Below are 20,239 nucleotides of genomic sequence, written 5' to 3' on the forward strand. Positions count from 1 at the left end.
GGGCAGGGCGATGGAACTCTACACGTACTACCGCTCTACCTCGTCCTACCGGGTGCGTATCGCGCTGGCGCTCAAGGGGCTGGATTTCACTGCAGTGCCAGTCAACCTGCTGGTGCCACCGGGCGGTGCCAACCACCAGCCTGAATACCTGGCGATTAACCCACAAGGTCGGGTGCCGGCCTTGCGTACGGATGACGGCGAACTGTTGATTCAGTCGCCGGCAATCATCGAGTACCTGGAGGAGCGTTATCCACAGGCGCCGCTGCTGTCCAAAGACCTGGCGACCCGCGCCCATGAGCGTGCGGTGGCGTCGATTATCGGCTGCGATATCCATCCGCTGCACAACTCCAGCACCCAGAACCTGCTGCGCCAGTGGGGGCACGATGAGGCGCACGTGGTCGAATGGATCGGGCACTGGATCAGCCAGGGCTTGGGCGCCGTGGAGCAGTTGATCGGGGATAAGGGTTATTGCTTTGGCGAACAGCCGGGGCTGGCGGATGCGTTTCTGATTCCGCAGCTGTACGCGGCGGAGCGCTTCAAAGTGCCGCTGGCGGCGTACCCGCGCATCGGGCGGGTAGCGGCGTTGGCGGCGCAGCATCCGGCATTTGTGCAGGCGCATCCGGCTAATCAACCCGATACCCCTGCCACACCCTAAATCAATGTGGGAGCTGGCAAGCCAGCTCCCACAGTTGATCGGCGTCATCCTTATAAAAATAACAGGTACCTTGCGATGCACAATCAGATTGCCAGCTTTCGCGCGGCACTCGACGCCCGTCCGGTGTCGCGCTACCAGTGGTTAATCCTCCTGTTGCTGGCGTTGCTGCTGGTAACCGATGGCTATGATGCCCAGGTGCTGGGTTATGTGGTGCCGGCATTGGCCAAGGATTGGAGCCTGGAAAAAGCCGCGTTCGGCCCCGTGTTCAGCGCCAACCTGCTGGGCCTGACGTTGGGCTCGTTGCTGGTAACGCCGCTGGCCGACCGGTTCGGCGTGCGACGTATCCTGCTTGGCTGCGTGTTGATCTACGCAAGCCTCACGGTACTGATGGTGTTCGCCAATTCCCTGACCAGCCTGATGGCCGCGCGGTTTATCTGCGGCATCGGCATGGGCGGCGCGATGCCGAGCGCCATGGCGCTGATGTCGGACTATTCGCCGCCCCGCATGCGCACCTTGATGGTGACGTTGGCAGCCTGTGGTTTCTCGTTCGGCGGCGCAGCGGGCGGTTTCGTGGCGGCGGGGTTTATCGAAGGCTACGGGTGGCAGGCGGTCTTCCTGGCCGGTGGTGTGACGCCGTTGCTGCTGTTTCCTTTCCTGGTGTGGCGGCTGCCTGAGTCGCTGCCGCGCCTGTTGCGCGATGCATCGCCATATACGCGGTTGCGCACAGTCACGGCGCGCATGCTGCCCGACTGGCAACCGCCGCCGGCGAGCGAGGCCGAAAACCGCCAGGAACAAGGCAGCAAACTCACGGTGGTGGAGCTGTTCCGCAACGGCTACGCGCGCCCGACCCTGCTGATCTGGGCGACGTTTTTTGTCAGCCTGATCCTGCTGTATTTCATGATCAGCTGGTTGCCGTCGCTGCTGCTGGAAAGCGGCCTGGAATTGAAGGAAGCCAATCTGGTGACCTCAATGTTCCTGTTTGCCGGCACCTTGGGCGCGATTGGCATGGCCTGGTTTGCCGACCGCCTGAAAAGCAAAGTGCGGCTACTGTCCGGTGTGTTGGCGGCGGCTGCCGTGTGCACCGTTCTGCTCGGCTTGAACCACGATAATCCGCGCTATCTGGTGGCCTGTGTGTTCGCCGCGGGGTTCTGCATTATCGGCGGCCAGCTGACCCTCAATGCGTTCGCCAGTAATTTCTACCCGGCGCATGTGCGCGCCACCGGCACCGGCTGGGCGCTCGGAGTGGGGCGATTTGGTTCAATCCTGGGGCCGCTGTTTGGCAGCCTGTTGCTGGCAATGCATATTCCGGTGGAGCAGATTTTCTTCTTCTGCGCGATTCCGGCGGTGATCGCCGCGTTGTTGATCATTCAAGTGCGTTCGCCTGGCTCAAATGCGCCGAAGGAACCGCTGCACAGCGATATTCTCAAAGCGCCGGCCAATCACTGATTCAACGCGAATCAAATGTGGGAGCTGGCTTGCCTGCGATAGCCATGGGTGTCTACGCAACTTTTTGTGTTGCTTTTAGCCTGCGATGGTTTAGGTAGATTGAGTACATATCCGTTGCTGCGGTAACGGCTTCGTAGGGTTCCGCTCTTACAGCGGCTCACTTTTGGAAAGACCCAAAAGTAAGCAAAAGGTCTTCGCCCCACCACTCGGTGCCTCGCCTAGGCTCGGCATGCCCTCACTCCGGCTTGAATCCGTGGGCCGCCGCCATGGGCCATCCTTGGCCCATCGCGGCTAACCCGGCGTCCTGCCGGGTTACCCACGGATTCAAGCCTGCGTTCGGCCATCGTGGTTAACGGGGCGCCTCAGATCAAGATCAAGATCAAAAGCAAGAGCAAGAGCACGGCGGCCTAGTAGCCGACCTGAGTGGTAGAAGCAAAAGCAAGGCAGAAGCAGAGCAGAAGCAGAGCACCACCCTATCTAGCTGATGTAATGAGATCCCAATGTGGGAGCGGGCTTGCTCGCGAAGGCGGTGGGTCAGTTACACATGAGCTGGCTGACCCACTGAAGTGCGCCCCAAAAGTTGGACAGCTAATGGTTAGGCTACCGCGGACCGGGTTCTGTAAGCCACAGGGCTCAGTCCGCCAAGCTTCGTTTTGATTCGCTTATGGTTGTAGTAATGGATGTACTTATCCAGCCCGGCCTGCAGCTGAGCAACGCTGTCGAAGCTTTCCCGATAGTAAAACTCCGACTTCAGGGTACCGAAAAAGCTTTCCATTGTGGCGTTGTCATAGCAGTTCCCTTTGCGAGACATACTCTGTTCCAACCCAGCTTTTTCCAGTTTTTCCCGATACTTTGAGTGTCGATAGTGCCAGCCCTGATCCGAGTGCAGCATGGGTTTGGCGCCTTCGGGCAAGCGCTCAAGGGCAAGCTCCAGCATGTCGCCTACCAAGGCGTATTGGGGGCGGACGGCGGTCTTATAGGCCACAATCTCTCCGTTGTACAAGTCCAGTACTGGGGACAGATACAGCTTTTTGCCGGCCACTTTGAACTCGGTGACATCGGTTACCCATTTCTGATTTGGTTGCTCAGCTTCGAACTGACGAGCCAGGATATTGGGCGATACCTCTCCCATTGGCCCTTTATACGATTTGTATTTTTTCGGTCGCACTGTGCATTTCAGGCCTAACTCTCCCATCAGCCGTCGTACCGTTTTACCGTTGATCAACGGCGTTTGCTTACGTAGCTCTAAAGTCATCCGACGGTAACCAAGGCGGCCCTCATTCTCGTCTTGGATAGTCTGGATAGAGGCTTTGATCGAGATAAACCGGTCCGCAACGCCCATCGCCTTGAGTTGGTAGTAGTACGTACTTCGCGCAAGACCTACCAGCTTGAGCAAATCACTCAAGGGGAAAGCTTGTTTGAGCTCAGTGACTAATCGGGCTTTTTCTTCGCTTCTCTCTCTCGCCTCATCACCGCCTCGCCCAACTCTCCAAGCTTTTTTAGGTAGGCGTTCTCCATGCGCAAATACTGCAGTTCATCGAGTAATGCCTTGTGTGCAAGCTGTGCGTCGGTGAGTGGGGTGGTAGTTTTACGCGGTTTAGAAGGCGGCTTGGGCATAGCGGTAATCGATCCTTTTTTCCCTGACTCCAGGGCTTCAATACCGCCACTGTAATACTGCTGTTGCCATCTGCCCACCTGGCTTGAGTTACCCAGGTTGAAGAGCGCCGCTGCGCGGCGCAAAGATAAGGAGTCGCGCCACATGCGTTGCAGCACTGAAAACTTGAACAAGGGACTGTAGCGTTCGCCGGTTCTGCTTAGACAGGCTTCGCCATGTAATCGGTAAGCCTCCACCCAACGACGAAGCAAGGTGGGATCCATTTGAAATTGAGCGGCTATGCGGCGAAAGCCTCGGCCCTGTTCAAGGAAAGTGGTAATGGCGGAAAGCTTGAACTGCGTCGTGTATTTGCTCATGAAAAGCCTCAGGAGTTGGACGGGTGTCCAACTTCTGGGGCGCACTTCACACCGCCTTCGCGAGCAAGCCCGCTCCCACAATTTTGACCGAGTTCGGCTGCCAGACCGCAGTGCTCTGCTTTTCTGTGGGAGCTGGCTTGCCTGCGATGGCATCAACTCGGTGTACTTGATGGACCGAGGTGTCTGCATCGCAGGCAAGCCAGCTCCCACATTAGATTGAGTTCAGCCATCAAGATCAGGTCGGCTGTCAGGCCGCCTTGGCTTCGCTTTTGATCTAACCACTCAGGTCGGCTACTAGGCCGCCGTGCTCTTGATCTGCTTTTGATCTTAGGCGCCCCGTTAACCACGCTGGCCGAACGCAGGCTTTGGAGCGTGGGTAAACCGGCAGGACGCCGGTTTAGCCGCGATGGGCCAAGGATGGCCCATGGCGGCGGCCCACGGTCCAAAGCCTGCGTGAGGGCACACCGAGCCTAAGCGAGGTGCCGAGTGGTGGGGCAAGAGCCCTTTTGGTTACTTTTGGGGCTCTTTTCCAAAAGTGACCCGCTGTAAGAGCGGAACCCATAGCAGCCGTTACCCAAATAACGGATATGTACCCAGCGCCCCCGCGACAACCAAAGAATTCAACCCATAAAAAGATGTGTAGATACCTATGCTGCAATGGCGGTGCATCAGCCACTGATGTGTTGGCTGGCAGACCGCTATAGCAGGCAAGCCAGCTCCCACCCCATTAATGCACCACTGAGTTGGGCGGCAGGTGCCCCAGCCGCTCGGTCAGGCGCAGGCGCTGGATCGGGTCTTCGCTGAGCAACAAGGCGTGTTCCAGGTCAAAGCGCTCGGCGCTTGGGCAATCCAGGCGCTGGTACAGACTGGCCCGCGCCAGGTAGTCGGCGGCGCTGGCATTGCCCAGCTCCAACACACGTTCGGCATCGACCAGAGCGGCCAATGGGTTATCGTTGGAGAGGTGCAACTGGCGCAGGTTGCGTGACAAGCGTTGCAGGATCGAGCGTGGTTCGGCGCTGAGCAGATGGTCGGCCTGCAACTTCAGATTCGGCCCGTACTGACGGTGCAGCAACTCGCGGCAGTCATTGGGGTACAAACGCCGCCCACCGCACGGGTCCAGCAGGTGATCGGCACCGGGCACCCGCAGCAGGAAATGCCCCGGGAAGTTCACGCCCGCCATCGGGATATCCAGGCGCCGCGCCATCTCCAGCGCGATCAGCCCCATCGCCAGCGGCTGCCCGCGTTTGCGCTGCAGCACCTTGTCGAGCAGGGCGGCGGCGGGGCGCAGGGGGGTGAAGTCGTCCTGGGCGAACCCCAGGTCATTCAGGCGCCGCAGCAGCGGCTGGCCGAGTTCATCCGCCGGCAACATGGGCATGCCCACGCTGACCTGTTGCTGCAGCACGGTGAGGTCTTGCAGGATCACCTGCGGCTGCACGGCCGGGTCATGCTCGGCAGCAATCCACAGCGCCGCTTCAAACAGCGCAGGGGGGGAACGGTCCAGGCAGGCGAAAAAGGCTGTGCGGGGATTCATTGCATTCTCCGACGGATGCCCCTGTTTTAGCCTTGCGGTGAATTTTCGTCCAGTGACTTAAGCAATATCCGACCTGCTTATGTCGCTGGGGCTGTGAAATCGGGCGGCTTATTCCAGCGCACTTCGGCAGTTTCCTGGCGTAAGCCTATACTTGGGCCTCTACCAGAAGTGATTCGGGAGCCCGACGATGTTTGCTCTCATGCACAGCACCCGCCTTGAATCGCTGCACCTGAGCATCGACCCGGCGACCGGGCTGAAGGCGGTCATCGCCATCCACAACAGCCGCCTGGGACCTGCCTTGGGCGGTTGCCGTTACCTCGCCTACCCCGACGATGAAAGTGCCGTGGCCGATGCCGCGCGCCTGGCCCAAGGTATGAGCTACAAAGCCGCCCTGGCCGGTTTGCCGGTGGGCGGCGGCACGGCAGTGATCATCCGCCCCGTGCATGTGGAGAGCCGTGCGGCACTGTTTGAAGCGTTTGGCCGCTGCATCGAAAAACTCGACGGCCGTTTCATCACTGCCATCGACAGTGGCACCTCGGTCGCCGACATGGACTGCATCGCCCAGCACACCCGCTTCGTCACCAGCACCACCGCCGCCGGCGACCCGGCGCCCCATGCCGCCATGGGCGTGTTCACCGGCATCCGCGCCGCTGCCATGGCGCGCCTGGGCAGTGACAACCTCGAAGGCTTGCGCGTGGCCGTCCAGGGCCTGGGCAATGTCGGTTACGCCCTGGCCGAGCAACTGCACGCCGCTGGCGCCGAACTGCTGGTCAGCGACATTGACCACGGCAAAGTGCAATTGGCCATGGAGCAATTCGGCGCGCACCCCATCGCCAACGACGCCTTGCTCAGCACCCCGTGCGACATCCTCGCGCCTTGCGGCGTCGGCGCCGTGTTCAATCGCCACAGCGTCGGCCAACTGCGCTGCGCCGCCGTGGCCGGTTCCGCCAGCGCGCAACTGACCAACCTGGACATCGCCGACCAGTTGGAGGGGCGCGGCATCCTTTACGCCCCGGACTACGTGATCAACTCCGGCGGCCTGATCTACGTCGCCCTCAAACACAGCGGCGCGGAGTTGGCAGGTATCACCGCCCATCTGTCCAACATCGGCACACGCCTGACGGAAATCTTCGCCCACGCCCAAGCCGAAAAACGCTCCCCCGCACGGGTGGCGGATGAGCTGGCCGAACGCCTGCTCTACCCATAAGCCAGGCATTAAAAAGGCCCTGAATCAATGATTCAGGGCCTGTTCAATTCGGGCTTTATTCCGCTGCCGGGTTCAGCAACTCGGACAGCGCGTCCGGCTGGCTCTTGAACGCCTTGGCAAATACATCGCGGTTCTTCGCCATGTAGATCCCGGCTTCCTCCACCTGTTGCTCGCTCAGGGACGGCACGGCTTTTTGCAACACTTCTGCCAGCAACTCAGCGAGTTCAAGCATCTTGTCATGACGGTCAGCTTCGGCTTTATCCATGAACAAACGCTCCAGATCTCGGCTGCTGCGGTATACCACTTCGACGGCCATTCACCACCTCACATGCCTTCACGATAGTTGTCTTTTGCGACTACTGTATTTATATACAGCTAAAAGGGTAAGCCAAACCACGGGGTTTGGGTAGCAGTTTTTTAATGTAGCTGGGAAATAGGGGTTTGCTAGAACGGAAATTTCTGACAACACGCTGAGGTTGCCGAGTAATCCTACGGTGGCTTACCTTCTCCGGGCCTTGCATCGCGGGGCCGAGCTTGGCGGCTCGAACACGAAAAAGAGAACTTTCTTGATTAATACCGGAGCCGCACCATGGAAAACAATACTCACCGTACCGCCGATGCTTTGAATTCCGAGCCGCCCGTCACGCTATTCAGCGTCACACCTACAGTGGACACAGAAACCCTTCTGGCAAACGCCAGCGAAACCCTAAGCAGCGCCCGTGAAATGGCCAATATGCTGGCATTCGACCTTGAAGGCCCGCAGCGAAGCCTGGTCTTGGCGATTCACCAACTGGTCGAAATGGGCGGCTTATTAGTCGACCGAGCGCTGGAGCAAGTCGCACCCGCCTGAGGCAAAGCGCGTAACTGTGGCGAGCGAGCTTGCTCGCGTTGGGCTGCGAGGCAGCCCCAATTCAGGCGAAGGTATTCTTCCAGTTAAAACCCATTTGCAGGTTTTAGGGGCGCTACGTGCTGGAGCGTCAGCCCGGCCCAACGGGAGCAAGTTGTGTTGTCACCCTGTGCCTCACGTCACGTCGCCATCATCTTATACCTGCCTCTGGCCTTTTTTCTGCATGCAGAACACCCGTTACGTCCAACCCGCATTATCCGGTCGAGCCGACCTAAGGAAGCATCATCGTGAAATTCAACTGGGCCGAAAAGCTGCGTCAAAATGTCCATGGGCTGGCTGAGTCGCTGGGCAATCTGTTTGTCGAGACGTTCCACTACCTGGCGTTGTTCGCCATTGGTGCGGTGACCGCCTGGGCGGCGGTGATGGAATTTTTGGGAATGCTGGAAACCGGGCACATCAAGATCGATGACATCTTGCTGCTGTTCATCTACTTGGAACTGGGCGCAATGGTCGGGATTTATTTCAAGACCAACCACATGCCGGTGCGCTTCCTGATCTACGTGGCGATCACTGCGCTGACGCGCCTGCTGATCTCCAACGTGTCCCACCACAACCCGCCGGACATCGGCATCATCTACCTGTGCGGCGGCATTCTGCTGTTGGCGTTTGCGATTCTGGTCGTGCGCTACGCTTCGTCGGCGTTCCCCTCGGTGAAAGTCGAAGGCCCGCGTCGCAAAGGCGAGGCGAGCCTGGAGACCGAGAAGGGCGAGCTTTAAAGCCCGACGCTGAAGGGCAGGGTGTGGGCGGGCGGTCGCTGCAGGAGCTTGTGGTCGCCGTCCGTCATCACCGCCAGGATTTCCATGGCGCTGTGGCCCTGCTCGATGGCGATGCCGAACTGAATACTTTGCACCAGCCGTTTGAGCCGTTGCGGGTCGTTGCGTTGTTCGGCGCTGATCATGCGTTTGGCAACCACGCCGTCCTCATTCGAGAGGGTGAGCATGATGCTGCCATCCAGCCGTTGGATGCTTAGGTTGACGCGGTATTTAGGCGTGAAGGTGTCGGTGATGATCTGAAAAGGATTGTCCATGGTGCGTTACCGCCTGATAAGAACATGCATTCATTGACGACCGGTGTCTGGAATAGTTCGCATTGCCTGACCACCGGCCACTCCGTCGCTGAGGGTTCACAAAGTCCGTTTGCCTCATAGGCTGTACAGCAAAGGGCGTGCCGTATGGCGACCTATCTGACTGTTTCTAACCCCTGTGGGGGCGGGCTTGCCCGCGATTGCGGTGGATCAGCTTAATAATTTCTGGCTGACAGACCACTATCGCGGGCAAGCCCGCTTCCACATTGGATTGGTGTTGTGGGCTATTTCAGGGCAACACAGAGAAAACGATCGCAGACAGCGCAATTAGCCCGATCACCACCACAAATACATTCGACACCTGGCCCGAGTACTGGCGCAGAGAGGGCACGCGGCGAATCGCATACATCGGCATCAGGAACAACAGGCACGCAATGATCGGCCCGCCCAGGGTTTCGATCATGCCCAGGATGCTTGGGTTGAAAGTGGCCACGGCCCAGCAGGTCAGCACCATGAACAACGCGGTGCAGCGTTCCAGCCCTTTGGACGACATTGAGCGGTTACGCCCACGCAGGGATTTGACGATCAAACCCTGGAAGCCTTCGCTGGCACCGATGTAGTGGCCGAGGAAGGATTTGGTGATTGCCACCAGCGCAATCAACGGCGCGGCGTAGGCGATCACCGGGGTCTGGAAGTGGTTGGCCAGGTACGACAGGATCGAAATGTTCTGCGCCTTGGCAGCCGCCAAGTCAGCTGGCGACAGGGCCAGCACGCAGCTGAAACAGAAGAACATCACCGTCAGCACCATCATGCCGTGGGCCGTGGCGAGGATGCCGCTGCTTTTGCGCTCGGCCTGGGCGCCGTATACGCGCTTCTGGTCGACGGCGAAGGCGGAGATGATCGGCGAGTGGTTGAACGAAAACACCATCACCGGGATCGCCAGCCACAAGGTCTTGAAGAAAGCCGGCAGCGGCATGCCCTCGCTGGCGGAGGCGAAGAACGCGCCGTTCCAGTTGGGGATCAGGCTCACGGCCAGCAACAGCAGGGCGGCGACGAACGGGTACACCAGCACGCTCATGGCTTTGACGATCACGCCCTGGCCGCAGCGCACAATGGCCATCAGGCCGAGGATCAGCACCAGCGACAGGATCGCCCGCGGCGGCGGGGCCATGTGCAGTTGGTGTTCCATGAAGCTGCTCAAGGTGTTGGTCAGCGCCACGCTGTACACCAGCAGAATCGGGAAGATGGCGAAGAAGTACAGCAGGGTGATCAGCTTGCCGGCGCCGACGCCGAAGTGTTCTTCGACCACGTCGGTGATGTCGCCGGATTTGCCTGACAGCACAAAGCGCGTCAGCCCACGGTGAGCGAAGAAGGTCATAGGGAAGGCCAGCAGTGCCAGCACGATCAGTGGCCAGAAGCCGCCGACGCCGGCATTGATCGGCAGGAACAAGGTGCCTGCGCCGATGGCCGTGCCGTAGAGGCCGAGCATCCAGGTGGTGTCGTGTTTGGTCCAGCCTTTGGTCACGGTTGTTGCTATAGCAGGATTTTCGGCAGCAGGTGTACGTACATCGGTCATCGATATTGCCTCGTTATTATTTTTGCGCGGGCTCACGTTGGGGCGGGTAGAGGTGCTCCGATCAGCACTCCACCCAGCTGACCGCCAGGCCGCCCCGTGAAGTTTCTTTGTATTTGTCATGCATATCGGCGCCGGTATCGCGCATGGTGCGGATCACCCGGTCGAGGGAAATGAAGTGTTTGCCGTCACCGCGCAGGGCCATTTGCGTGGCGTTGATCGCCTTGACCGCAGCGATGGCGTTGCGCTCGATGCACGGCACTTGCACCAAGCCGCCGACCGGGTCACAGGTCAGGCCGAGGTTGTGTTCCAGGCCGATTTCGGCGGCGTTTTCCAGTTGTTCCGGGGTGGCGCCGAGGATATCGGCCAGGCCGGCGGCGGCCATGGCGCAGGCTGAACCCACTTCGCCCTGGCAGCCGACTTCGGCGCCGGAGATCGAGGCGTTTTTCTTGCAGAGGATGCCGACAGCGGCGGCTGCCAGGAAGAAATTGACCACGTCGTCGTCAGACGCGTCCGGGTTGAACTTCATGTAGTAATGCAGCACCGCCGGGATGATGCCTGCCGCACCATTGGTGGGTGCGGTGACCATGCGCCCGCCGGCGGCGTTTTCTTCGTTGACGGCGAGGGCGAACAGGTTGACCCATTCCATCGCCGACAAGGTCGAGGTGATTACGTTGGGCTTGCCGATTTCCAACAGGCTGCGGTGCAATTTCGCCGCTCGGCGTGGCACATCCAGGCCTCCGGGCAAGATGCCTTCATCGCGCAGGCCTTGCTCCACGCATTCGCGCATCACCGACCAGATATGCAGCAAACCGCTGCGGATGTCTTCGTCGCTGCGCCACGCGCGTTCGTTGGCCATCATCAGCTCGGAAACCCGCAAGCCGTGCTTGTTGCACAAGGCCAGCAGTTCGACGGCGCTGGAAAAGTCGTAGGGCAATTCAACATCGCTGGTCGGCGCGATACCGGAAGCTGCTTCGGCCGCCTCGATGATGAAACCGCCGCCTACCGAGTAATAGGTTTGTTCGCTCAGCAACCCATTGTCGCCATAGGCGTGCAGGGACATGGCGTTGGGGTGGTAGGGCAGGCTTTCGTCCAGCAGCAGGAGGTCGGTGTGCCAGTTGAAGGCAATTTCCTGTGTGCCCGCGAGCAACAGTTGGCCGGATTCGCGCAATTGCTGGATACGTGCGTTGATCGAGGTGGGGTCGACTTTGTCTGGCCATTCACCCATCAGGCCCATCACGCAGGCGCGGTCGGTGGCATGGCCCACGCCGGTGGCGGACAGCGAGCCGTACAGGCGCACCTCGACACGGCGCGTGTCACTCAGTAAATCTTGGTCGGTGAGTGCCTGGGCAAAGGTCGCCGCCGCCCGCATCGGGCCGACGGTATGGGAGCTGGAAGGGCCGATGCCCACCTTGAATAGATCGAAAACACTGATAGCCATGCTAAAGCCTTACAAGCAATGGAGTAGAAATCGCTGCCATGTTTTGTAGAGCAGGCGGAATTGGCGCGATACTGAGCCTCTGGATCGGCACTGACCAACGAATTATCCTAAGACACCCTTTAGCAGGACTAAACTCTATGACCCGGCCCCTTCATGGTCAGACCTACGTCTGGCTGCACGTTTTTTCCTGCGCTGCGCGGCATTTGTCGTTCACCCGCTGCGCCGAAGAACTGCACATCACGCCGGGGGCGGTGAGCCAGCAAATCCGCCAGCTGGAGGAGCGTTTGGGTTTCCGGCTGTTCCATCGGCGTGCGCGCGGTGTGGAGTTGAGTGCCGAGGGGCAACGGCTGGCGGCGACGGTGGGGGAGGCTTACGGCAGCATCGATGCGGAGTTGCAGCGGCTGGACGCGGGGATGATCAGCGGCACCTTGCGCCTGCGCTCAATCCCGTCGTTTCTCGGCAAATGGCTGACCCCGCGTTTGCCGCGTTTGCAGCAACGCTTTCCGGATATCCAGCTGCGCATGGTCGCCGAAGACAGCAGCATTGCCCTGCACGAAGGCGACTTCGACTTGGCCATCGACTTGAACGACGGCAGCTACCCCGGCCTGTTATCCACAGCCCTGCTCGATGAGCAGATTTTTCCGGTGTGCGCCCCCAGCCTGTTGCGCGGCCGCCCGCCACTGCATGGCCCGGCCGACCTGGTGCATTTTCCGCTGCTGCACGACATCACCGCCTGGCGTGGGAGTTATGAATACGCCGAGTGGGAGTTTTACCTGAATGCCATCGGCTACCACCAGGCCGACGTACGGCGCGGCCACACCTTCAACCGCAACCACCTGACCATCGAAGCCGCCATCGCCGGCATGGGCGTGGCCATCGCGCGGCGCACTTTGCTCAATGATGAGTTGGAGCGTGGCACCTTGATCGTGCCGTTCGGCCTGGCCGTGCCCAATCACAAACGCTACGTGCTGCTGTATGCGCCGGGCGCACTGAGCCATCCGGGCGTACGCGCGGTACATGACTGGCTGGTGGAGGAAGCGGGGATTTTTCGCGGATTGCACCCGTTGGGAGAGGGGCAATTATGAGGTTCGCTGGGCGTAAGAAGATGTAACTAACTCCCCACCCTAACAGCGTTTTTGCTCGTCGTCAGACTTAATTTGTAATGTGGGATTTATCTTTGCAAAGGGCTTGAAATGTTCTTCTGACTGCTCAATTGTGTAGTCAAGAGGTCATGGTTTCACCACCCCGGTGTTGCAGTTTGTGACCTCCCGCGAGCTAGCTGAAATAAGGGAAGAACTATGCAAATCCAAGTCAATAGCGATAACCATATTGAAAGCAGCATCCGACTGGAGGAGTGGGTACGTACTACCATTGAGAGCACGCTCGAACGTTATGAAGAAGACCTGACCCGCGTCGAGGTCTACCTGAAGGATGAGAATGGCGACAAGCCCGGTCCCCACGATCTAAGTTGCCGCCTGGAAGCGCGGCCAAAAGGCCATCAACCACTGTCGGTCCTGCATAAGGCCGATACCCTGGAACAGGCGATTGATGGCGCAGCTACCAAGCTTGAGCATGCGCTGGAACATCTTTACGGCAAATTACGCGGCAAACCACGCGCCGCCGGGCAAGCATTGCCTAATACCAAGGTCGACGAGGCCGAGCTCGAAGAGGAATTTCTGGAAAACGAACAGGCTGCGCTTAACAGCTGATAGCTGAGTGTTTTTTCAACCCCAATCAAACGGGCCTGCATCTGCAGGCCCGTTTTCGTTTACCGCCCGCGTCGGAAGAAATACCCACTCAACATCGCCAACCCGCCCGCGCCAAGGCCTGCAAAGAGCATGGCCCAACCGGCACCCTGGCGCAGCGCCGCCCGGGCATCTGCGGGGGGCAGCACCAACGCGTCCAGCTTGCCTGCCGCAATGTTCTGGCTGATCGCGGGCCAGTCCAGCGCCGAAGTTTGGGGCAGCAGGCTGGAAAGGTGATGGCTGATGCCCAGCAACAACACCAGGCCCATCAGCGCGATGTTGAGCGCCAAGGTGATCAGCCGCGCGCTGAGGTCAATGCCTGAGGCCATGCCCGCGCGGTCGGCCGAGACGGAGCCGGTGGTGGTGTTGGTGGTCGGTGAGTTGGTCAGCGCCAACCCGACGCCGGTTATCACGCAACTGAGCAGTACCCATACGATGGTTGGCTGCTCGGCCGTATTGATCGCCGCCATGACGATAAACCCCGCGCCCATCATGCCCAGGCCCAAAGGAATGATGCGCTCGGCGCCGTAGCGCAGGGCCAGGCGCTCGGCCAGCGGCGGCACCAATAAGGTCGGCAAGGTGTAGGCGAGTAGGGCGCCGCCGGTGGTCAGCGTGTCGTAGCCCAGGCCCGCCTGGAAGTAGAGCGGCAGGTAGATCATGAACGGCCAGAAGCTGAAATTCATGCCGATCGAGCCCATCAGCGCGCCGTTGAAGCGCTGGATGCGGAACACCGAGAAATCGAACATCGGGTGCGCGCTGCGTCGCTCGACAGTGATGAACAACAGCAGCCCGGCCAACGACAAGCCTGCCCAGCCAAGCATGGCCGGCGTGCCAAAGCCGTTCTCGCTGCCCTGGGTGATGAAGTAAACCAGCGCGAACACCGACAGCGTCAGGGTCAGCATGCCGGCGATGTCGAGGCGATGGCCGGCCGGGTCACGGGACTCTTGCACGCTGATGCGTAGCAGCACGAGTGTCAGCAAGGTCAGCGGCACATGCACCAGGAACACCCAGCGCCAGTCCGCGACCGCCAGGATCAACGCCCCCACCATCGGCCCAAAGCCCAGGCCCACACCTGCGATCACGCCCCATATCGCAAAGGCCCGAGCCCGCGCTGCCGGCTCACGGAACTGGTGCGACAGAATCGCGAACTGGCAGATCATCATTGCCCCGGCCCCCACGCCCTGGACAAACCGCGCCGCGATCAGCGTGGGCGCATCGTTCGCCAAGCCACACGCCAGCGAGGCCAAGCCAAACAGCCACAGGCACAACACCAGCATGCGCCGCCGCCCAAAGCGATCGGCCAGTGTGCCGGCTGCCATCAGTACGCTGGTGCAGGCCAGGGTGTAGGCATTCATGATCCATTGCGCGTCTTGGAAGCCCGTGCCCAGTTGCTGTTCCAGGGTTGGCAGGATGATCGGCACGCTGGAAATTTCCAGGCCGAACATCAGGGCTACGAGGCAGACGGCGGTGAGGGCCAGGCCATCTTTGGCGGTGCGCGGTGCGCTGACGGCCGATACGGCGGCGGCGGGCGGCATGGGATATTCCTTTCGATTAGGTGAGCGCACTATTCTCACGGGAACAAGATTCTTTATTCGTGATAAGTTTTCCGTTGATAAGGGAATCAAGAGCGACAATGAAATCATGGCCACACCGCGTTTTGATGGCGTTGAACTCTTTCTGCAAATCGTCGAAAGCGGCAACCTGACCGAGGCCGCCGAACGGCTGAACCTCACGCGTTCGGCCGTGGGTAAAGGGTTGGCGCGACTGGAGGCTCGCCTGGGCACGTGCTTGTTGCAGCGCTCCACGCGCCGCCAACGGCTGACCGAGGACGGGCAGGCCTACTACGAACATTGCCTGCGTGCGCTGGCCGAACTTGAAGCCGCCGAATCGGTGCTGGAGAGTGGCCGGCAACAGCCGCGTGGAAGGTTGAGGGCGAGCCTGCCGTTGGCGTTCGGTCATCACTATGCGGCGCCTGCTTTGTGGGGCTTGATGGACCGTTACCCGGAGCTGGAGATCGAGATTTCGTTCTCTGACCGGCTGATAGACCTGGCTCAGGAAGGTTTCGACGTTGCCGTGCGCATCGGCCCGCTACCGGACACCGACCGCCTGAGCGCACGCCGCCTGGGCGAGCAGTCCGTGTGCCTGGCCGCTTCACCGGCGTACTTGCAGCGTGTCGGGCGGATTGAGTGCATCGATGACCTCGCCGCACACCGAGGCATTGCCTACCGTTGCAATACCTCGCATCGCTCGGGTGTGCCGTCGCCCTTGGTGCTGGACGACCTCCAGGCCGTGGCCGACGCCGCCATTGCGGGCGTGGGCCTGGCCTGGTTGCCGAGCTGGCTGATTGCGCACTATGTACTGCGCGGCCAACTGGAAGCGGTCCTGCCGAGCTACCGCGACCAGCCTGCGCCGATCCATGTGATTTGGCCCACGGCCGCACACATGCCGGCCAAGACTCGCTGCGCCATCGATGCCTTGGTCGCCGGCACGCCGAGTTGTTTGGCAGGTAGTTAGACCCCGTTGCCATCAGGTCAGCCGATCCCCTGTGGGGCTCGACAGCTCCCCCAGTTGATCTTCTTCGTGGGTGAGATTTGGACTTGTCGCGATGCTTTTGCGAGCCGAGATCTGACCGACACAACCGATCCCCTGTGGGAGCTGTCGAGCTTTAGCGAGGCTGCGAAAGCGGTGGGTCAGGCACCTTAGATAGAGCCTGTGCCGCCGCCTTTGCAGCCTCGCTGGGGCTCGACAGCTCCCCCAGGTTTTGCACCGTTTGTAAGGTCCCACTCCTTAACTGGAGCTCTATGACTCAGGCAATCAGAACGCGATAGACGTCTGCACGTACACCGTGCGCGGCTCGCCGACGTATTTGCCCTTGTTGTTATCGTCGAACGAGCGTGTGTAGTACTGCTTGTTGAGGATGTTTTTCACCCCGACTGCCACGTTCAAATCCGACAGCTGTGGGCCGAAGTCATACGCCGCGCGGCTGCTGAACAGCATGTAGCCGGGGATGCGTCCATTGGCACCGTCGGCCGTTTCGGCCTGGGTGTTGGCGTTGTCGGCGAACTGGCTGCTCTGGTAGCTGCTGTCCAGGTTGAGCTTCCAGCGGCCTTCGGTGTAACCGACGCCCAAGGTGCCTTTGTGCTTGGACGAGAAGGGCACACGGTTGCCTTTGTTCGAGCCGTCCTCGCGGATGGTTGCATCGACGTAGGCGTAAGTGGCGTACACATCAAAACCGGCCAGCGCCGGGCTCAAGCCGTCGAGGGCGTAGTTGATGCTCGACTCGATGCCCTGATGGCGGGTCTCCCCACGGGCGATTACCGAATCGTTGGTTTGGTTGCTGTCGTACTGGTTGTCGAAGTTGATCAGGAACGCGCCGATTTCCGCACGCAGGGTGCCGTTGTCGTAGCGCGTGCCGAGTTCCCAGGTGCGGGCTTTTTCCGGTTTCACTTCGCCGCTGGTCACGCGGTTGGGCATCTGGCTGTACTGCACGCTGCCGAACGAGCCTTCGGTGTTGGCGTAGAGGTTCCAGTCTTCGGTGAGGTGGTAAAGCACGTTCAACGCCGGCAACGCGGTGTTGTAGTCGCCCTTGTATTTCACGTTGGTCAGGTTGTTGGTCTGCTGGGACTCGATCATCTCGTAGCGAATGCCCGGGGTGATGGTCCACTTGCCGATATCAATGCGGTCATCGAGGAAAAATGCATTGGCTTCAGTGGCGCCACGCGTATCGCGGTCGTTGCGGCTGTTGGTGTCGGGCAGTTGCTGGTTGGCGCTGATCGGCGTGCGGTAGCGCAACTCGTGGCCGGCTTCGTTGATGTAGCGGTAGCCGACGCCGACTTCGTGGCTGGTCGGGCCGAGGTCGAAGCCTTGGGCGAAGCGGGTTTCCAGGCCGCGTACCCAGTACTCGCGCGGCGACAGCGAGAGGAAGTTGCCCTGATCCAGGTAGCCATTACGCAACGTGGTGGTGAAGAAGGTATTGGCGGTGAATTCGCGACGGTCTTCCTGGTAGCGGTAACCGGCGTTGAACATCGTACGGCGGCCCCAGAATTTGTCGTAGGGGCGCGTGGATTGGTACGGGTCGGCCTTGTAGTCCTTGACGTTCAAACCGCCGGGCATATCGGCCTGGCCTTCGTAGTACTGCGCCATGGCGTTGAAGCTGTTGGCATCGTCGAGCTGGTATTTGCCCTTGAGGATCAAGTCGTCGATGCGCGTGTTGCTGTTTTCGCGCCAGTCGCCGCCACGGGTGCCGGAGTACAGAATCGCGCCGCCCAGGCCGTTATCGGCCGTGCCGCCGGCCAGCAGGTTACCGGTGGTCTTGAAGCCATCGTGGCTGGAAGACGGGCTGGTCTCGGTCTGTAAACCGCCTTTGACGGTCGGTGCATCCGGGATTGCGCGGGTGACGAAGTTGACGATGCCGCCGACGTTCTGCGGGCCGTAGCGCACCGCGCCGCCGCCGCGAACCACGTCCACCGCATCCATATTGCCCATGCTGATCGGCGCGAAGGACAGTTGTGGCTGGCCATACGGCGCGAAGGGCACCGGGATGCCGTCCATCAGCACCGTAGAGCGCGAAGCCAGGCGTGGGTTGAGCCCGCGAATGCCGAAGTTCAGCGCCATGTCATGGCTGCCGGTGCCGTTGTTTTCCGGTGCGTTGACGCCGGGGATGCGGTTGAGCACGTCACGCGCCTGGGTCGCGCCCTGGCGCTCGAATTCCTCGCGGCGGATCACATCACGCGCGCCGGGGTGTTCGAACACGTTAGTTTGCGCCGCGTCGCCGAGCCAGTCGCCGACTACGTTTGAAGTTTGCAATTCGAGCGTGGCAGGGGCGCTCGCCGGTTGCAGGCTGTAGGCGTTTTCGCCCTCGGCGCGGGCTTGCAGGCCGGTGCCTTCGAGCAGTTTTTGCAGGCCTTCGTCGGCGCTGTAGTTGCCCGACAAACCACGGCTTTGCATACCCGCCGTAACCTCGGAGCCAAAGGAAATCAGCACGCCGGCCTCACTGCCGAATTGATTAAGCGCCGCTTCCAGCGTCGCCGGGGCGATGTGATACGGCTTGGCATCCGCCGCCATTACAGGCGACAGCACCGTAAGACTCAGGCTGGCGCCCAGTAGGAGTTGGCGCAAGGTACGGGCGAGGAGCGTCGGTTGCTGGGGCATGAAGGGCGGTCCTGAGAAGGAAGGATCAAGGTGGCTTTCCTTCTCTGTCACGCGAGGTGTGGAAAACGGCTCATATTTTTTAAAAATAATTTACGCGCGTGCCTGGACGGTCACCCAGTAGCGGGTAAATCGCCGCACTTTCACTGGCAGGCTGACTTCCAACAGGTCGAGGATGCGTTCGCTGTCATCCAATGGGTAACTGCCGGACAGCAGCAAGTTAGCCACTTGCGGGTCGCAATTAACCTGGCCGCGGCGATAACGGCCCAGCTCGGCGAGGAATTCTTCCAGGCGCATGTGCGCAGCCACCAGCATGCCGTCTGCCCAGGCGCCGCTGTTGGCATCGGTAGGGCGCGGGGTGTCCCAGCCTTTGCGGGTGACGTTGACTTGGCGCGAGGCCTCGACCGTCAGAGCTAGGCCGCTGTAGCGGTTGGGCATCACGTCGACATGGCCATCGAAGACCGCCAGTTGGGTATGGTCGTTGAACTGGCGCACGTTCAGCCGTGCAGCCTGGCTGCTCAGCAGGCCTTGCCCGGTCAGCACGTGCAGCGGCGTATCGCCGGGGCGGGCGGTCAGCAGGATTTCGCCTTCAAGCAGGCGGACCAACCGTTGGCGGCCATCAAAATGCACATCCACCGCGCTGCCGGTGTTGAGCTGCAATTGGCTGCCATCGGCCAATTGCACCTTGCGACGCTGGCCGACGGGGCTGCGGTAGTCGGCGCTCAGCGGCGGCAGAATATGCTGTTGGCGCAGGCTCCAGGCCGCAGCCGAACCGGCGCCGAGGATCAGCAGCAGCTTGAGGGCCTGGCGCCGGCTGCTGGATTTCGGCGCGTTCAACGCCGCGTGCGCCAGCGGCGAGGGCATGCCGCGCAGGCGTTGGTTGACGCGCTGGATATGGTCCCAGGCGCGTTGATGTTCGCTGTGGGCCTGGAGCCATTGCTGCCACGCAGCTTGCTGGCGCGGGTTGAGCGCGCCTTGCTGCATTTCCATCAGCCAGTGCACGGCTTGCTCTGCGACTTGCGTGGAGAAGTTCATAGGGCGAAGTAGCAGCGCATGGCGGCTTTGTTCAGGTGGCGTTTGACGGTGGCGATGGAGATGCCCAGTTCGGCGCCGACTTGCGCGTAGGTCAGGCCGTCGAGCTGGGCCAGCAGGAAGGCGCGTTTGGCCTGCACGGGCAGGCCGTCGAGCAGTTGGTCCAGCTCCAGCAGCGTCTGCAGGATGATTGCGCGTTCTTCTTCCGACGGCGCCACGTGTTCGGGCATTTGCGCCAAGGCGTCGAGGTAGGCGCGCTCCAGGTCCTGGCGGCGGTAGAAGTTGAACAGTACGCGCTTGGCCACGGTGGTGAGAAAGGCGCGGGGTTCGATCAGCGTCGGTATTTCCCGCGCGGTGAGCACGCGGATAAAAGTGTCCTGGGCCAGGTCGGCGGCGCTTTGCGGGCAGCCGAGCTTGCGTCGCAACCAGCCGGTGAGCCAGTGATGATGGTCGTTGTACAGAACTTCGACGGTATTGGACGGCTGCAACGCAATCACTCCACAAGCATCGGCATGCTTTAGAGAACAAGAATTGTTCGCATTGTAGGGTGCGTGACAAG

At 60.7% G+C, this 20,239-nt stretch carries 17 protein-coding genes and 1 pseudogene; 8 read left to right on the forward strand and 10 right to left on the reverse strand.

Annotation, left to right across the window (positions count from 1 at the left end; genetic code table 11):
• Positions 1-10: 10 nt before the first annotated feature.
• Together maiA and K0P33_RS06775 are read left to right on the forward strand one after the other, a co-directional pair.
• Positions 11-655, forward strand: a complete 645-nt coding sequence (gene maiA, locus K0P33_RS06770; RefSeq protein WP_094951896.1) for a maleylacetoacetate isomerase — start codon at positions 11-13, stop codon at positions 653-655.
• 75 nt (positions 656-730) lie between these two features.
• Positions 731-2,101 (forward strand): aromatic acid/H+ symport family MFS transporter, encoded by a 1,371-nt coding sequence (locus K0P33_RS06775; RefSeq protein ID WP_242154576.1) that lies wholly within the window; start codon positions 731-733, stop codon positions 2,099-2,101.
• Positions 2,102-2,696: 595 nt separating this feature from the next.
• On the opposite strand, the pseudogene K0P33_RS06780 reads toward K0P33_RS06775, so the two are convergent.
• Both K0P33_RS06780 and K0P33_RS06785 read right to left on the reverse strand, forming a co-directional pair.
• A pseudogene (locus K0P33_RS06780) lies at positions 2,697-4,072 on the reverse strand (IS3 family transposase).
• Positions 4,073-4,799: 727 nt separating this feature from the next.
• On the reverse strand, positions 4,800-5,603 hold the full coding sequence (locus tag K0P33_RS06785) for a tetratricopeptide repeat protein (RefSeq protein WP_094951397.1): 804 nt from the start codon (positions 5,601-5,603) through the stop codon (positions 4,800-4,802).
• Between the two features lie 187 nt (positions 5,604-5,790).
• Between K0P33_RS06785 and K0P33_RS06790 the strand changes: the two genes are divergently transcribed.
• Positions 5,791-6,810 (forward strand): Glu/Leu/Phe/Val dehydrogenase dimerization domain-containing protein, encoded by a 1,020-nt coding sequence (locus K0P33_RS06790; protein ID WP_094951396.1) that lies wholly within the window; start codon positions 5,791-5,793, stop codon positions 6,808-6,810.
• Between the two features lie 55 nt (positions 6,811-6,865).
• Here the strand turns inward: K0P33_RS06790 and K0P33_RS06795 are convergent, their stop codons facing one another.
• Positions 6,866-7,126 carry a YebG family protein gene (locus K0P33_RS06795; RefSeq protein WP_003188807.1) on the reverse strand — a complete coding sequence of 87 codons (261 nt, stop codon included), beginning with the start codon at positions 7,124-7,126 and terminating at the stop codon, positions 6,866-6,868.
• A gap of 273 nt (positions 7,127-7,399) precedes the next feature.
• Between K0P33_RS06795 and K0P33_RS06800 the strand changes: the two genes are divergently transcribed.
• Entirely contained in the window at positions 7,400-7,660 is a 261-nt protein-coding gene (locus K0P33_RS06800) for a DUF6124 family protein (RefSeq protein ID WP_242154578.1), read from the forward strand.
• A gap of 284 nt (positions 7,661-7,944) precedes the next feature.
• Positions 7,945-8,433, forward strand: a complete 489-nt coding sequence (locus tag K0P33_RS06805) for a phosphate-starvation-inducible PsiE family protein (protein WP_094951395.1) — start codon at positions 7,945-7,947, stop codon at positions 8,431-8,433.
• Here K0P33_RS06805 and K0P33_RS06810 read toward each other — a convergent pair.
• From K0P33_RS06810 to K0P33_RS06820, 3 genes are all read right to left on the reverse strand, one after another.
• On the reverse strand, positions 8,430-8,744 hold the full coding sequence (locus tag K0P33_RS06810) for a DUF3509 domain-containing protein (protein WP_094951394.1): 315 nt from the start codon (positions 8,742-8,744) through the stop codon (positions 8,430-8,432). The genes K0P33_RS06805 and K0P33_RS06810 overlap by 4 nt on opposite strands.
• Before the next feature lie 286 nt (positions 8,745-9,030).
• On the reverse strand, positions 9,031-10,317 hold the full coding sequence (locus tag K0P33_RS06815; protein ID WP_242154580.1) for a serine/threonine transporter: 1,287 nt from the start codon (positions 10,315-10,317) through the stop codon (positions 9,031-9,033).
• Positions 10,318-10,378: 61 nt separating this feature from the next.
• Positions 10,379-11,755, reverse strand: coding sequence for an L-serine ammonia-lyase (locus tag K0P33_RS06820; RefSeq protein WP_094951392.1), 1,377 nt, complete (start codon positions 11,753-11,755; stop codon positions 10,379-10,381).
• 137 nt (positions 11,756-11,892) lie between these two features.
• On the opposite strand from K0P33_RS06820, the gene K0P33_RS06825 reads away from it, so the two are divergent.
• Together K0P33_RS06825 and K0P33_RS06830 are read left to right on the forward strand one after the other, a co-directional pair.
• The gene (locus tag K0P33_RS06825; RefSeq protein WP_094951391.1) at positions 11,893-12,840 is read left to right on the forward strand and encodes a LysR substrate-binding domain-containing protein; all 948 of its coding nucleotides are present in this window, start codon (positions 11,893-11,895) and stop codon (positions 12,838-12,840) included.
• A gap of 213 nt (positions 12,841-13,053) precedes the next feature.
• Positions 13,054-13,464 (forward strand): HPF/RaiA family ribosome-associated protein, encoded by a 411-nt coding sequence (locus K0P33_RS06830; RefSeq protein ID WP_094951390.1) that lies wholly within the window; start codon positions 13,054-13,056, stop codon positions 13,462-13,464.
• Positions 13,465-13,523: 59 nt separating this feature from the next.
• On the opposite strand, the gene K0P33_RS06835 is transcribed toward K0P33_RS06830, so the two are convergent.
• Complete coding sequence (locus tag K0P33_RS06835) at positions 13,524-15,035, reverse strand: MFS transporter (RefSeq protein WP_094951389.1); 1,512 nt, start codon at positions 15,033-15,035, stop codon at positions 13,524-13,526.
• Between the two features lie 106 nt (positions 15,036-15,141).
• Here K0P33_RS06835 and K0P33_RS06840 point away from each other — a divergent pair, with 106 nt between their 5' ends.
• The gene (locus tag K0P33_RS06840) at positions 15,142-16,014 is read left to right on the forward strand and encodes a LysR family transcriptional regulator (RefSeq protein WP_094951388.1); all 873 of its coding nucleotides are present in this window, start codon (positions 15,142-15,144) and stop codon (positions 16,012-16,014) included.
• Positions 16,015-16,314: 300 nt separating this feature from the next.
• Here K0P33_RS06840 and fecA read toward each other — a convergent pair whose 3' ends face one another.
• From fecA to K0P33_RS06855, 3 genes are all read right to left on the reverse strand, one after another.
• Positions 16,315-18,651, reverse strand: a complete 2,337-nt coding sequence (gene fecA / locus K0P33_RS06845; RefSeq protein WP_242154582.1) for a TonB-dependent Fe(3+) dicitrate receptor FecA — start codon at positions 18,649-18,651, stop codon at positions 16,315-16,317.
• A gap of 90 nt (positions 18,652-18,741) precedes the next feature.
• The gene (locus tag K0P33_RS06850) at positions 18,742-19,683 is read right to left on the reverse strand and encodes a FecR family protein (RefSeq protein ID WP_242154584.1); all 942 of its coding nucleotides are present in this window, start codon (positions 19,681-19,683) and stop codon (positions 18,742-18,744) included.
• Positions 19,680-20,168 (reverse strand): sigma-70 family RNA polymerase sigma factor, encoded by a 489-nt coding sequence (locus K0P33_RS06855; RefSeq protein ID WP_094951385.1) that lies wholly within the window; start codon positions 20,166-20,168, stop codon positions 19,680-19,682. Before K0P33_RS06855 ends, K0P33_RS06850 begins: the two co-directional genes overlap by 4 nt.
• Between the last annotated feature and the right edge of the window lie 71 nt (positions 20,169-20,239).

The sequence above is a fragment of the Pseudomonas sp. ArH3a genome (genome assembly GCF_022648765.1).
GTDB lineage: Bacteria > Pseudomonadota > Gammaproteobacteria > Pseudomonadales > Pseudomonadaceae > Aquipseudomonas.

Excerpts from the sequence above, each read along its gene's own strand:
- maiA (WP_094951896.1), top strand. The coding sequence starts at position 11 with ATGGAACTCTACACGTACTACCGCTCTACCTCGTCCTACCGGGTGCGT.
- K0P33_RS06775 (WP_242154576.1), top strand. The coding sequence starts at position 731 with ATGCACAATCAGATTGCCAGCTTTCGCGCGGCACTCGACGCCCGTCCG.
- K0P33_RS06785 (WP_094951397.1), bottom strand. The coding sequence starts at position 5,603 with ATGAATCCCCGCACAGCCTTTTTCGCCTGCCTGGACCGTTCCCCCCCT.
- K0P33_RS06790 (WP_094951396.1), top strand. The coding sequence starts at position 5,791 with ATGTTTGCTCTCATGCACAGCACCCGCCTTGAATCGCTGCACCTGAGC.
- K0P33_RS06795 (WP_003188807.1), bottom strand. The coding sequence starts at position 7,126 with ATGGCCGTCGAAGTGGTATACCGCAGCAGCCGAGATCTGGAGCGTTTG.
- K0P33_RS06800 (WP_242154578.1), top strand. The coding sequence starts at position 7,400 with ATGGAAAACAATACTCACCGTACCGCCGATGCTTTGAATTCCGAGCCG.
- K0P33_RS06810 (WP_094951394.1), bottom strand. The coding sequence starts at position 8,744 with ATGGACAATCCTTTTCAGATCATCACCGACACCTTCACGCCTAAATAC.
- K0P33_RS06815 (WP_242154580.1), bottom strand. The coding sequence starts at position 10,317 with ATGACCGATGTACGTACACCTGCTGCCGAAAATCCTGCTATAGCAACA.
- K0P33_RS06820 (WP_094951392.1), bottom strand. The coding sequence starts at position 11,755 with ATGGCTATCAGTGTTTTCGATCTATTCAAGGTGGGCATCGGCCCTTCC.
- K0P33_RS06825 (WP_094951391.1), top strand. The coding sequence starts at position 11,893 with ATGACCCGGCCCCTTCATGGTCAGACCTACGTCTGGCTGCACGTTTTT.
- K0P33_RS06830 (WP_094951390.1), top strand. The coding sequence starts at position 13,054 with ATGCAAATCCAAGTCAATAGCGATAACCATATTGAAAGCAGCATCCGA.
- K0P33_RS06835 (WP_094951389.1), bottom strand. The coding sequence starts at position 15,035 with ATGCCGCCCGCCGCCGCCGTATCGGCCGTCAGCGCACCGCGCACCGCC.
- K0P33_RS06840 (WP_094951388.1), top strand. The coding sequence starts at position 15,142 with ATGGCCACACCGCGTTTTGATGGCGTTGAACTCTTTCTGCAAATCGTC.
- fecA (WP_242154582.1), bottom strand. The coding sequence starts at position 18,651 with ATGCCCCAGCAACCGACGCTCCTCGCCCGTACCTTGCGCCAACTCCTA.
- K0P33_RS06850 (WP_242154584.1), bottom strand. The coding sequence starts at position 19,683 with ATGAACTTCTCCACGCAAGTCGCAGAGCAAGCCGTGCACTGGCTGATG.